General features: G+C 74.2%; 10 protein-coding genes. 8 read left to right on the top strand and 2 right to left on the bottom strand.

Going from position 1 to position 12,955, the window contains the following annotated elements:
- Window positions 1-25: 25 nt before the first annotated feature.
- Together B1H29_RS10190 and B1H29_RS10185 are read right to left on the bottom strand one after the other, a co-directional pair.
- Window positions 26-556, bottom strand: a complete 531-nt coding sequence (locus B1H29_RS10190; RefSeq protein WP_055421675.1) for a ferritin-like domain-containing protein — start codon at window positions 554-556, stop codon at window positions 26-28.
- Window positions 553-1,089, bottom strand: coding sequence for a hypothetical protein (locus B1H29_RS10185; protein WP_055421674.1), 537 nt, complete (start codon window positions 1,087-1,089; stop codon window positions 553-555). Before B1H29_RS10185 ends, B1H29_RS10190 begins: the two co-directional genes overlap by 4 nt.
- A 228-nt stretch (window positions 1,090-1,317) precedes the next feature.
- Between B1H29_RS10185 and rimP the strand changes: the two genes are divergently transcribed.
- The 8 genes from rimP to B1H29_RS10145 all read left to right on the top strand — a co-directional run bounded on the left by rimP (window position 1,318) and on the right by B1H29_RS10145 (window position 12,833).
- Window positions 1,318-1,863: a ribosome maturation factor RimP gene (rimP, locus tag B1H29_RS10180; protein WP_055421673.1), complete on the top strand. Its 546-nt coding sequence runs from the start codon at window positions 1,318-1,320 to the stop codon at window positions 1,861-1,863.
- A 2-nt stretch (window positions 1,864-1,865) separates the two neighbouring features.
- On the top strand, window positions 1,866-2,888 hold the full coding sequence (gene nusA, locus B1H29_RS10175; protein WP_055421672.1) for a transcription termination factor NusA: 1,023 nt from the start codon (window positions 1,866-1,868) through the stop codon (window positions 2,886-2,888).
- Window positions 2,889-2,990: 102 nt separating this feature from the next.
- The gene (locus B1H29_RS10170) at window positions 2,991-3,272 is read left to right on the top strand and encodes a YlxR family protein (RefSeq protein WP_079160138.1); all 282 of its coding nucleotides are present in this window, start codon (window positions 2,991-2,993) and stop codon (window positions 3,270-3,272) included.
- Window positions 3,273-3,446: 174 nt separating this feature from the next.
- A complete protein-coding gene (gene infB / locus B1H29_RS10165) occupies window positions 3,447-6,575 on the top strand; it encodes a translation initiation factor IF-2 (RefSeq protein WP_079160137.1) in 3,129 nt (1,042 codons plus the stop codon).
- 153 nt (window positions 6,576-6,728) lie between these two features.
- The gene (locus B1H29_RS10160; RefSeq protein WP_055421669.1) at window positions 6,729-7,022 is read left to right on the top strand and encodes a DUF503 domain-containing protein; all 294 of its coding nucleotides are present in this window, start codon (window positions 6,729-6,731) and stop codon (window positions 7,020-7,022) included.
- A 52-nt stretch (window positions 7,023-7,074) separates the two neighbouring features.
- Entirely contained in the window at window positions 7,075-7,563 is a 489-nt protein-coding gene (gene rbfA / locus B1H29_RS10155) for a 30S ribosome-binding factor RbfA (protein WP_055421668.1), read from the top strand.
- Window positions 7,560-8,465, top strand: a complete 906-nt coding sequence (gene truB / locus B1H29_RS10150) for a tRNA pseudouridine(55) synthase TruB (protein ID WP_055421667.1) — start codon at window positions 7,560-7,562, stop codon at window positions 8,463-8,465. Before rbfA ends, truB begins: the two co-directional genes overlap by 4 nt.
- A 255-nt stretch (window positions 8,466-8,720) precedes the next feature.
- Window positions 8,721-12,833: a trypsin-like peptidase domain-containing protein gene (locus tag B1H29_RS10145; protein ID WP_079160136.1), complete on the top strand. Its 4,113-nt coding sequence runs from the start codon at window positions 8,721-8,723 to the stop codon at window positions 12,831-12,833.
- Window positions 12,834-12,955: the final 122 nt, after the last annotated feature.

Here is a 12,955-nt window from a genome sequence, read left to right as displayed (position 1 = left end):
CTTCCCGTACGGGCAGCCGTACGTGTTACGCGGTCGGAGCCGTCGAAGCGGAAGCCGGGCCGGACGCCGGGTCCGAGCCCGGGTCCGACGCCGCATCCGGTGTCGCGTCCGGCCCCGACCGGCCGTCGGCCCGCTCCGCGAGCCCAGGGAAGGCTACGCTCCCGCCCCGCCAGCGCACCGCCCGGACCGCCGCCTCCCGCAGCGCCCCGGCCGCGGTGGCCCGCCGTTCGCCCTCGGCCGCCCGCACCAGGTCGGAATAGACGCCGGCCACGCGCTCCTCCAGCTCCGCCGCCAGTCGCGCCGCCGCCGCCGAGTCCGGCACCGAGAAGGGCAGTGCGTACCCGGCCGCAGCGGCGACCGGCTCGCCGCCGAGGTCGCGCACCCTGCGCGCCAGCGCGTCCCGCCGCGCCCGGTGCGCGTCGTAGGCCGTCCGGGCCTCGGGGCGCCGCTCCTCGCCGATCCGTCCGCCCACGACCCCGTAGCCGTACACGGCCGCGTGCTCCGCCGCCAGCGCCGCCTGAACGGCGTCCAGCTCCCGGTCCTCGGCCTCGCTCACCCGTCACCCTCCGTCAGCAGATACACGTGCGCCGATCCGGCCGCCGCCACCGAGGCCAGCAACCGCGCCAGCTCGCCCGGCACCTCCAGCAGGGCCCCGGACCGCCGGCCGGCCAGCTCCCGCTCGGCGGCGGCGAGCAGGGCCAGGGCGTCCTTCTCGGCCGCCGGTACGGCAGAGGCGTCGTCCTCCGGGCCGGCGGCCCGCGCGGAGACCGAGGGCGACGCCCCGGGCGAGGCCGCACGCACGGCGCCGAACGCCTCCGCGTGCCGGACGGTCTCCGCGCGCAGCGGCCCCAGCCGTTCCGCCAGCCCCGGATGCGCGGTGATCACCGCCGCGTACCGCCCGGCCAGCTTCTCGCTGTCCCGGGCCGCACGCGCGCGTGCCCGTTCGGCGGCCGGCGGACCGCCCTTCGGGCCGCCGTCGCCCGGAGCGCCGGAACAGCCGACGAGCAGGGCGGCGCCGGCGGCCGACGCGAGCAGGCTCCTTCTGCGCGGCCCCGACGGCGGGCGCGGCGGCGATGAGGAAAACGACACGGCAGACGTCCTCGACAGGCTCGTACGGAAGCGACGGCAAAGCGACGGGCGAGCGGCGGGGTCCCGCGGTGCGGCCTGCCCGTGATCACGGTACCCGGGCCCCGGCCGGGCACCACTCATCGGCGCCGCCGGTCCGGGGTGGACGGCAACACCCCCCGGGACCGGATACCCTTTGACCAGACACGCGCACCGTCCCACAACAGCACACGCGGCCGAGGAGTCACCCGGATGAGCACCACCCAGAGCGAGAGGCTGCGAGAGCTGCTGGAGCCGCTCGTCGCCTCCCAGGGCCTGGACCTCGAAGAGATCGCGGTGGACTCGGTCGGCCGCAAGCGTGTGCTGCGTGTCGTCGTCGACTCCGACACCGGCGCGGACCTGGACCGCATCGCCGATGTGAGCCGCGCGCTCTCGGCGAAGCTCGACGAGACCGACGCGATGGGCGAGGGGGAGTACACCCTCGAGGTCGGCACCCCGGGCGCGGAGCGCTCCCTCACCGAGCACCGCCACTACGTGCGCGCCACGGACCGCCTGGTGCGGTTCCAGCTCCACGAAGGCGGCGAACTGGCCGCCCGCATCCTCGCCGTGGACGACGACGGACTCGACCTCGAAGTGCCGGGAGTCAAGGGCCGCAAGGCCACCACCCGCAGACTCGCCTTCGCCGACATCGACAAGGCGCGCGTCCAGGTCGAGTTCAACCGCAAGGACGACGGCGGCGGCAAGAACGACAAGAACGACAAGAACGTCAAGAACGACAAGGAAGAGGAGGAGGCGTAGCCGTGGACATCGACATGAGCGCCCTGCGGGGCTTGGTGCGGGAGAAGGAGATCTCCTTCGACCTGCTGGTCGGAGCGATCGAGTCGGCCCTCCTCATCGCCTACCACCGCACCGAGGGAAGCCGCCGGCACGCGCGCGTGGAGCTCAACCGGGACACCGGGCACGTGACCGTGTGGGCGAAGGAGGACCCCGACGACCTCGAAGAGGGCCAGGCGGCCCGCGAGTTCGACGACACGCCGTCCGACTTCGGCCGTATCGCCGCCACCACCGCCAAGCAGGTCATCCTGCAGCGGCTGCGCGACGCCGAGGACGACGCGACGCTCGGCGAGTACGCCGGCCGGGAGGGCGACATCGTCACCGGCGTGGTCCAGCAGGGCCGCGACCCGAAGAACGTGCTCGTCGACATCGGCAAGCTGGAGGCGATCCTGCCGGTGCAGGAGCAGGTGCCGGGGGAGACCTACCCGCACGGCCTGCGGCTGCGCTCGTACGTCGTCCGGGTGGCCAAGGGCGTGCGCGGTCCCTCCGTGACGCTGTCCCGCACGCACCCCAACCTGGTGAAGAAGCTGTTCGCCCTGGAGGTCCCGGAGATCGCCGACGGTTCCGTCGAGATCTCCGCGATCGCCCGCGAGGCCGGCCACCGCACCAAGATCGCCGTACGCTCCACCCGCTCGGGCCTGAACGCCAAGGGTGCCTGCATCGGCCCCATGGGCGGCCGGGTGCGCAACGTCATGGGTGAGCTGAACGGTGAGAAGATCGACATCGTCGACTGGTCGGACGACCCGGCCGAGATGGTGGCGAACGCGCTCTCCCCGGCCCGCGTCTCCAAGGTGGAGGTCGTGGACCTGGCCGCCCGCTCCGCGCGTGTGATCGTGCCCGATTACCAGTTGTCGCTGGCGATCGGCAAGGAGGGCCAGAACGCCCGCCTCGCGGCCCGGCTGACCGGCTGGCGGATCGACATCCGGCCGGACACCGAGCAGCCGTCGGAGCAGTCGTCCGACCGCCCGTCGGCGGAGCGCGGGGAATAGATCCAAGCCGCACGGCGCTGAGATCACGACAGTCTTGCGTGCGGCGTGTGTTCGATTCTTGCCCCGAAGGGGTGAGGTCGGTCCGGGGAGGTAGACTTAGAAGTGTCTGGCCGGACACGTACCCGAGCCTGCCCTGAGCGCACCTGCGTGGGCTGCCGGGAGCGAGCGGTCAAGAGCGAGCTGCTGCGCACCGTGGCGGTCGAGGGTAAGTGCACCCCCGATCCACGCGGTACGCTGCCCGGCCGGGGTGCTTACGTGCACCCCGCACCGGTCTGTGTCGACCAGGCAGTGCGCCGCAAGGCGTTCCCGCGGGCGCTCCGCGTCCCGGGACCGCTCGACGTAAAGGCGTTGCGCCGCTACGTGGAGCAGGCACAGGGTTGCTGACAGCAGCATGTAGGCAACGTGCCAACGAAGACGAGCCGCGCGGAACCCCGTGCGGCCTGGTACCTCGCGAAGTGAAAGCAGGTCGAGATTGCGATGAGCACTCGATGAGTACGCGATGAGTACGCCCATGAACTAGCGACGGTCCGGACGCAACCCGGACCTCAGAGGAGCGAAGTGGCTAAGGTCCGGGTCTACGAACTCGCCAAGGAGTTCGGTGTCGAGAGCAAGGTCGTCATGGCCAAGCTCCAGGAGCTCGGTGAGTTCGTCCGTTCGGCGTCTTCGACGATCGAAGCGCCCGTAGTACGCAAGCTGACAGACGCATTCCAGCAGGGCAGTGGCAACGGCCGGTCCGCCGGCCGTCCCGCGGCCCCGAAGAAGGCCGCCCCCAGGCCCGCGGCGCCGTCCCCGGCACAGGCCGCAGGCCCCTCCCCCGCCGCGAAGGCACCGGGGGACCGTCCGGCCGCCCCGCGGCCGCCGGCCGCGCCCAAGCCCGCGGCTGCCCAGCAGCCCGAGGCTCCGGCGGCTCCCGCGCCGTCCCAGGCGCAGTCCCAGGGTCAGCGTCCGACGCCGGGCCCGAAGCCCGCGCCGCGTCCGGCCCCGGCCGCCCCGGAGTTCACCGCTCCGCCGGCCGCCCCGGCCGCTCCCGCCGCCTCGACTCCGGCTCCGGCCGGACCGAAGCCCGGCGGCGCGCGTCCCGGTGCCCCCAAGCCCGGTGGCGCCCGTCCGTCCGGTCCGGGTCAGGACCGCGGTCAGGACCGCGGTCAGCAGGGCGGCCAGGGCCGTCCCGGTGGCCAGCGTCCCGGCGCCCCGGCGCAGCGTCCCGGAGGCCGCCCCGGCGGCCCGCGTCCGGGTAACAACCCCTTCACCTCCGGCGGCAACGCCGGCATGGCGCGCCCGCAGGCGCCCCGCCCGCAGGGCGGCCCGCGCCCGGGTGGTCCCGGTGCCCCCGGCGCCGGTCCCCGTCCGCAGGCTCCCGGCGGCCAGGGCGGCGGTCCTCGTCCCCAGGCTCCGGGCGGCAACCGTCCGAGCCCCGGCTCGATGCCGCGTCCGCAGGGCGGTCAGGGCGGCGGTCCCCGTCCCGGCGGCGGTCCGCGTCCCAACCCCGGCATGATGCCGCAGCGTCCGGCTGCCGGTCCCCGTCCTGGTGGCGGTCCCGGTGGCGGTCGTGGTCCGGCCGGTGCCGGTCGTCCCGGCGGCGGCGGTCGTCCCGGTGGCGGCGGCGGCTTCGCCGGTCGTCCCGGCGGCGGTGGCGGCGGCGGTCGTCCCGGTGGCGGCGGCGGTTTCGCCGGTCGTCCCGGTGGCGGTGGCGGCTTCGGTGGCGGCGGTGGCCGTCCCGGCTTCGGCGGTCGTCCCGGTGGTCCGGGTGGCCGTGGTGGCACGCAGGGCGCCTTCGGCCGTCCCGGCGGTCCCGCGCGTCGCGGTCGCAAGTCGAAGCGGCAGAGGCGTCAGGAGTACGAGGCCATGCAGGCCCCGTCGGTCGGCGGCGTGATGCTGCCTCGCGGCAACGGCGAAGCCATTCGCCTGTCGCGCGGTGCGTCGCTCACCGACTTCGCGGAGAAGATCAACGCCAACCCGGCGTCGCTCGTCGCGGTCATGATGAACCTCGGTGAGATGGTCACCGCGACCCAGTCCGTCTCCGACGAGACGCTCCACCTTCTCGCCGGCGAGATGAACTACACGGTTCAGATCGTCAGCCCGGAGGAGGAGGACCGCGAGCTGCTCGAGTCCTTCGACCTGGAGTTCGGCGAGGACGAGGGCTCCGAGGAGGACCTGGTCGTCCGTCCGCCGGTCGTGACCGTCATGGGTCACGTCGACCACGGTAAGACCCGGCTGCTCGACGCCATCCGCAAGACGAACGTCATCGCGGGCGAGGCCGGCGGCATCACGCAGCACATCGGTGCCTACCAGGTCGCGACCGAGGTCAACGAAGAAGAGCGCAAGATCACCTTCATCGACACCCCGGGTCACGAGGCGTTCACCGCCATGCGTGCCCGTGGTGCGCGGTCGACCGACATCGCGATCCTGGTCGTCGCGGCCAACGACGGCGTCATGCCGCAGACGGTCGAGGCGCTCAACCACGCCAAGGCGGCCGAGGTCCCGATCGTCGTCGCGGTCAACAAGATCGACGTCGAGGGTGCCGACCCGACCAAGGTGCGCGGTCAGCTCACCGAGTACGGGCTGGTGGCCGAGGAGTTCGGCGGCGACACGATGTTCGTCGACATCTCCGCCAAGCAGGGTCTGAACATCGACTCGCTGCTGGAGGCCGTGGTCCTCACGGCCGACGCCTCGCTCGACCTGCGGGCCAACCCCACGCAGGACGCGCAGGGCATCTCGATCGAGTCCCGTCTCGACCGCGGCCGCGGTGCCGTGGCGACGGTCCTCGTGCAGCGAGGCACCCTGCGGGTCGGCGACACGATGGTGGTGGGCGACGCCTACGGCCGCGTCCGCGCCATGCTCGACGACAACGGCAACAACGTCGCCGAGGCCGGTCCGTCGACGCCGGTCCAGGTCCTGGGCCTGACCAACGTCCCGGGTGCCGGTGACAACTTCATCGTGGTCGAGGAGGACCGTACGGCCCGCCAGATCGCGGAGAAGCGCGCCGCCCGCGAGCGGAACGCCGCGTTCGCCAAGCGCACGCGCCGCGTGTCGCTGGAGGACCTGGACAAGGTGCTCAAGGCCGGCGAGGTCCAGCAGCTCAACCTCATCATCAAGGGTGACGCTTCCGGTTCCGTCGAGGCCCTCGAGTCCTCGCTGCTCCAGTTGGACGTCGGCGAAGAGGTCGACATCCGCGTCCTGCACCGCGGCGTCGGTGCGGTCACGGAGTCCGACATCGACCTGGCGATGGGCTCCGACGCCATCGTGATCGGCTTCAACGTGCGCGCCGCGGGGCGTGCCGCGCAGATGGCCGAGCGCGAGGGTGTGGACGTCCGGTACTACTCGGTCATCTACCAGGCGATCGAGGAGATCGAGGCGGCCCTCAAGGGCATGCTCAAGCCGGAGTACGAAGAGGTCGAGCTCGGTACGGCGGAGATCCGCGAGATCTTCCGCTCGTCCAAGCTGGGCAACATCGCGGGTGTTCTCATCCGCTCCGGCGAGGTCAAGCGCAACACCAAGGCGCGACTCCTGCGCGACGGCAAGGTCATCGCGGAGAACCTCAACATCGTGGGGCTGCGTCGCTTCAAGGACGACGTCACCGAGATCCGCGAAGGCTTCGAGGGCGGTATCAACCTCGGAAACTTCAACGACATCAAGGTCGACGACGTCATCGCGACGTACGAGATGCGCGAGAAGCCGCGGGTGTAACAGCCCCGACTTCCGAGACGGTGCGGTCCGGGGCCGGTCGGCGGAGCACAATATCCGTCGATCGGCCCCGGCCGTCCGTTGTACGGTTCTGATGTGCCCGCCACATGGATGGCGGGGCCATCGATCCCGGACCGGCGGGTGAACCGGTTACACATGTATGTGGGGACGCTGTCCTTCGACCTCCTCCTCGGCGACGTACATTCGCTGAAGGAGAAGCGCTCCGTCGTCCGCCCGATCGTCGCCGAGCTCCAGCGGAAGTACGCGGTGAGCGCGGCGGAGGTGGACCACATGGACCTCCACCGGCGGGCGGTCGTCGGCCTGGCCGTGGTGTCCGGCGACGCGGGGCACCTCAGCGACGTACTCGACCGGTGTGAACGACTGGTGGCCGGGCGCCCCGAGGTGGAGCTGCTGTCCGTCAGGCGGCGCTTCCACGGCGACGACGACTGACCAGAAAGCGCACGAGAAGCGCAGACGAAGAAAGAGAACGGGAGACGGACCAGTGGCCGACAACGCGCGGGCGAAAAGGCTGGCGGACCTCATCCGAGAGGTGGTGGCCCAGAAGCTGCAGCGCGGGATCAAGGACCCGCGGCTCGGCTCGCACGTCACCATCACGGACACCCGGGTCACGGGTGACCTGCGGGAGGCGACCGTCTTCTACACGGTGTACGGGGACGACGAGGAGCGCGCGGCCGCGAGCGCCGGCCTGGAGAGCGCCAGGGGCATCCTGCGCTCCGAGGTCGGCAAGGCGGCGGGCGTGAAGTTCACGCCGACCCTGACCTTCGTCATGGACGCCCTCCCGGACACCGCCCGGAACATCGAGGACCTGCTCGACAAGGCGCGCCAGTCCGACGAGAAGGTGCGCGAGGTGTCCGCGGGCGCCGCGTACGCCGGTGAGGCGGACCCGTACCGCAAGCCGGGCGAGTCCGAGGACGAGGCCGCGGCCGTCGAGGCCGACGAGGCCGACGAGACGGACGACACCGCTAAATGACCGAGAAGCCCTCCACGCCCGACGGCCTTGTCATCGTCGACAAGCCGTCGGGCTTCACTTCGCACGACGTCGTCGCCAAGATGCGGGGCATCGCCCGCACCCGCCGCGTCGGGCACGCCGGCACGCTCGACCCCATGGCGACGGGCGTCCTGGTCCTCGGCGTGGAGCGGGCGACCAAGCTCCTCGGGCACCTGGCCCTGACCGAGAAGGAGTACCTGGGCACGATCAGGCTCGGGCAGACGACGCTCACCGACGACGCCGAGGGCGAGATCACGAGGTCGCTGGACGCCTCGAAGGTCACCCGGGACGCCGTCGACGCCGCCGTCGCCAAGCTGACCGGCGACATCATGCAGGTGCCGTCCAAGGTCAGCGCCATCAAGATCAACGGTGTGCGCTCCTACAAGCGGGCGCGCGAGGGCGAGGAGTTCGAGATCCCCGCCCGCCCCGTCACCGTCTCCTCCTTCGCGGTGTACGACGTCCGGGACGCCGTCGCCGAGGACGGCACCCCGGTGCTGGACCTGGTGGTCTCGGTGGTCTGCTCCTCCGGCACCTACATCCGCGCCCTCGCCCGCGACCTGGGCGCCGACCTGGGCGTCGGCGGCCACCTCACCGCCCTGCGCCGCACCCGCGTCGGCCCGTACAAGCTGGACGCGGCGAAGACGCTGGACCAGCACCAGCAGGAACTCACCGTCATGCCGATCGCGGAAGCGGCCACCGCCGCCTTCCCGCGCTGGAACGTGGACGTCAAACGGGCGCGGCTGCTCATCAACGGCGTGCGGCTGGAGATGCCCGACACGTACGCGGGCGCCGGTACCGTCGCCGTCTTCGACCCCGAGGGCCGCTTCCTGGCGCTCGTGGAGGAGCACCGGGGCAAGGCGAAGAGCCTGGCCGTGTTCGGCTGAGCCGGCCCGCCGTCGGGCTCCGCCCGTGGAGCGGCGATCACGGGGACTTCCATCGTCGCCGCTCCACGGTCCCCCTCGGTTCCCCCACCACCTAGGGTGTATCCAACCCTCCCTTCCTGTTCACCCGTCCGGACAGGCGCTCGGAGTGAACCGGGGGAGTGGAAGGGGGCGCGTTCACCACGGGATCTGTCCCACTGATCATCACGCGCCTACCGTCGAACACACAGCACGGGTGTACGGCGGGGAGGTTCGACGATGGCGTCGCGGAACCGGTCCCGGGAGGCGGCGGGCGGCAGGGCGGAACAGCGGCCCCTGGGCGGCTTCCGGGACGCGCGCGGTGGGCCCCCGGCCGTCCGGGAAGCCGGTCCGGCGCGCTGCGCGCCCGACGACGCGCTGATCCGCGTCCACGACCTCGCGGGCCGTCCCCGGGGCACCGGTTTCGCCGCCGACCACCACGGCACGGTGATCACCAGCCACGAGGCGGTCGACGGCCTGTCCCGGCTGGTGCTGAGCGGCGCCGGGGACCGCCGCCGTGTCGTGGCGGCCGCGGACGTGACCCCGCTGCCCGCGCTCGGCCTGGCCCTCGTGCGCACCGAGGGCCTCGGTGTCGAGCCGCTGCCCGTCACGGTGCGGGGCAGGGTCGAGGCCGGGACGTACGTCCGGATCGCCGCCGGTGGCTGGCGCGAGGCCCGGGTCCTCGGCGCCACCGACGTCACCTACACGGCCACCGACCGCTTCCACGTCCTCGGCGACGCCCTGGAGCTCGCGCTCGGCACATCGGGGCGGGACGCGCTGCGGCTGGGGGGTGGCGCGGCCGGCGGACCGGTGCTCGACGTCGCCACCGGCACGGTCGTCGGCGTCCTCGGCACCGCCCTGAGCTCCGGACACAGCGACGTCGGCTTCGCCGTGCCCCTGCTGCCCGCGCCCGGCCCGCTCGCCGACCTGCTCGCCGAGAACGCGGCGACGGTCCCGGCGTACGGCGCCGACCTCAACCTGGCCGGCGTACTCGCCCTCACGGCGGTCTCGGTGGGGCAGGACGGCCCGTCGGGAGCGGCGGTGGGGGAGCGGCGCACGGGCGCGGGGCTGAGCGCGAGGGCGGACGACGGTACGGGGCCGATGGGTGAAGGAGCGGGCCCCGGCTCCGTTCCAGGCCCCGTGGAGCCGGTCGAACGGGCGGCCACGGCACGAGAGTTCGCCGCCTTCGCCGTGAGCCGCGCCAGTGTGCTCGGGCTGGTCGGCGCGCCCGGCAGCGGCCGTACGACGGAGCTGGCGGCCCTCGCCTCCCGCCGCGCGCTGGGGACGGAACCGGCGCCCACGCTGTGGTTGCGCGGCGCCGATCTGCGGGACGACGACATGTCGTTGGCGGACGCGGCGCGCAGGACGCTGGCCCGGGCCGCCCGCATCGTCGCCGCCTCGGACCGCTCCCGCCCCGCCGGCCTCGGCGACATCACCCCGGACCGCCTCGCCCACCTCGCCCGCACCGCCGGGCGCCCCCTCCTGCTGCTGCTCGACGGCCCCGAGGAGATGCCGCCCGTCCTCGCCCACCGCCTCCCCGAGTGGACCGAGGGCACGGTGACATGGCTGCGGGAGACGGGGGCGCGGCTCGTGGTGGCCTGCCGGGCGGAGTACTGGGAACGGGCGGGGGCGGAGTTCCCCGGGGAGCTGTTGTACGGGACGGTGGCGGAGGAGCGTTCGCCCGGGCCGGTTGCCCGGGTGCCGCGGTGCGGCTCCGCCGCGGAGGCGTCGTGGTCCGGCTCGTTCGCGGCGGCGTCGCCGTCCGGCCCGGCGGCCGTGGGCGAGCGGCGGTCCGGGCAGGTCGTGGGCGTGCCGTCGCCCCGGGCGGTTGCCGCCGGGGAGCCGTGGCCCGGGTCGGCGTTCGAGGGCTCGTGCCCGTGGCCGGACGTCGCGGAGGAACCGCCGTCCGGGGTGGTCGGTGGAGGGCCTGGGCCCGGGTCGGCGGGCGCAGGGTCGGAGGGGTCGTCCGGGGTGGTCGGTGGGGGACCGGGGCCGGGTCCCGCGGATACCGGGCGCAGGCCGTCGACCGAGGCGGCCGGTGGAGGGGTGCGGCCGTCTCTCGTCGACCGTGCGCCGGAGCTGTCGTCCGGGGTGGCCGGCGGACGGCCGAGGCGGGCGGGGGCGGACGGCGGACTCCCGCCGTCCGGGGCGGTAGCCCCTGAAGGGCGGCCGGAATCCGCCGGGCCCGGGTCCGCATCCCTCGGCGTGGGTCTCCCGCCCTGCGTCCGCCTGGGCGACCTGCCGGACGACGAGGCCCGGCAGGCGCGCGCACGCTACCGCGTACCGGAAGGCGCCCTCGCGGACCCGGACGGCCGCCACCCCCTCACCCTCCGCCTGCTCTTCGAGGTCCACCAGGCCATTCCCGGCGCCCCGCCCCCCGTCCGCGTCGACCGGGACGCGGTCTTCGCCGCCTACCTGGACCTGATGTGCCTGCGCGTCGCGATCCGCCTGGCCGGGGAGAACGGCCTGCACGGCACCGCCGTACGCCGTCTCGCGGCCAAGGTCTCCGGACAGGTCCACGAGGCGGCCCGGCGCAGTCTCGGCCCGGGCCAGGGCGAGCTGGACCGGGAGTCGTTCGAGGCGGTGTTCCCGTGGGGACCGGCACCCGCCCGGCTCGGCGGCGGCACCGGCTGGGCGACGGCCGTACTCGGCGAGGGCCTCCTCGTGCCCGCCGGCCGCGGCTACCGCTTCGCGCACGAGGAACTCGCCGACTGGATCCAGGGCACGCACCTCGACCTGGACGAGGCCCTGCGCGTGCTCGTCCACCGCCGCGGCATGCCGCACGACACGCACTCCGTCCCCGTGCCGCGCCACCGCATCGGCCCCGTCGCCGAGGCCCTGCTGCTCCTCGCCCGCCAGTACGGCGTACCCCAACTCGCACTGACCCTCGAGGAGGTGGTGAACGCACTCGACGCCGACCCGCGCTCCTGGTGGGCCGCCCGGCTGCTCGCCGAGGTGCTGACGCGCGTGCCGGACGCCACTCCGTACACAAACGTGCTGCGGCTGCTGGCCGACGGCATCGCGCAGCGGCGGGTCGAAGGACAGGCCGCACCGGGGGAGTTCGGGCCCGCCTTCTGGACGGCCCTGCGACTGCCGGAGGCCACGCGCCTGGACCTACTGCGCCGCCTCGTCCTCGCCGACGGCCCCCCGCACCGGCCCGGCCCCCGCCACCTCGACACCGTCGCCGGACTGCTCGCCGCCGACCCCGCGGCGGTACAGCCGCTTCTCGTCCGCTGGTTCGACGACGAACGGCCCCTGCCCGCCGCCCCGCACGCGACCGTCGCGACGGCCGCACAGGCACTGCTGCATACGCACCGCCACCGCGGCCTGGACGGTCTCACCGAGGTACTCGTCGACAGCACGCACCGAAGGGCCGAAGAGCTGCTCACCGTCCTGGCCGAGGAGGAGCCGTCCGCCCTCTGCCGGGCCGTCGAGCGGTGGGCGCGCGACGAGCGGCCCGCGCGGCGGACGGCGGCGGTTGCCCACGGCCTGCGCACCGCCCCCCACGCACGCACCGCCGCCGACCGCACCCTGCTCCGCCACGCCGCCCTGGTCCTGCTCGCCGACCCCGCCGACAGCGCCCTGCGCGGCGGCGCGCTCGCCCTGCTCGTCCAGGACCCGGGCAGCCGCGACCGTCACCTCACGCGGGCGCTGGGCCACTTCGCGGCGGGCGATCCGTACCTCCCGCCGAGCGCGGTGGCCGCCGCCCTGCCGACCCATCCGGAGCCCGTCCTCGACGCCTTCCGGGCCCGGCTGCGCGGCCCGGACGCGGGGGAGGCGCTGCGCAGGCTCGCCGACGCCACCACGCCCGCGCTGGCCCGCCGGGTGGCCGTACTCGTCGGGGAGGCCGTGGCGGAGCGCCCGGAAACCGCCGGGCACGTGGCCGCGTACGTCGACCGGCGCCTCGACCGGGATCCCGCCGCCCGCCCCGTACTGCACCCCCTGGTCACCGGCCTGCTGGACGACGGTCCCGAACCGGTGCGGGCCGCGCTCGCCGGCGTCCTGGCCGCCGCCGGCGCCCCCGGCCGCGGCCCGCTCCGCCGCGAGCTGCGCGAACACCTCCTGGACCACGAGCGGGACCCCGCCGTCCTGGACGCCCTGCTGCACGCGGCCGCCCAGTGCGGCGACGACCCGCGCGCCCTCGTGCACCGCACCGGGCTCCTCCTCGTCCGCACCCCGGACGGCGCCACCCGCTTCGACCGCGGCCTGGTCGACCTGGCCCGCCACCTCCCGGGTTTCGCCGCCCGCGTCACCGGCTGGCTGGCCGACGCACCCCAGGACTGGGCCGCTCTGGTGGGCCCCAGCGCCCGCCGCACCATCGAGAACCTCGCGGGCGCACGGGTCCCCGCGTGAGCCGGTCCGGCGCCCGCGGCGTGCACCCGGTCACAGCTCCGATGCCGATGCGGGCGGGAGCCGGACGGCATGGCACCCTTAGACCTGCGTAAGAGGCACCCACGGAAACCACCGAGGAGCAG

Source organism: Streptomyces pactum (assembly GCF_002005225.1).
Classification (GTDB): domain Bacteria; phylum Actinomycetota; class Actinomycetes; order Streptomycetales; family Streptomycetaceae; genus Streptomyces; species Streptomyces pactum_A.
This window is presented reverse-complemented; position numbering and strand designations above follow the sequence as displayed.

Bases quoted from the DNA above. Each gene is read 5' to 3' on its own strand.
- rimP (WP_055421673.1), top strand. From the start codon at position 1,318: ATGAGCACCACCCAGAGCGAGAGGCTGCGAGAGCTGCTGGAGCCGCTC.
- B1H29_RS10160 (WP_055421669.1), top strand. From the start codon at position 6,729: ATGTATGTGGGGACGCTGTCCTTCGACCTCCTCCTCGGCGACGTACAT.
- truB (WP_055421667.1), top strand. From the start codon at position 7,560: ATGACCGAGAAGCCCTCCACGCCCGACGGCCTTGTCATCGTCGACAAG.
- B1H29_RS10145 (WP_079160136.1), top strand. From the start codon at position 8,721: ATGGCGTCGCGGAACCGGTCCCGGGAGGCGGCGGGCGGCAGGGCGGAA.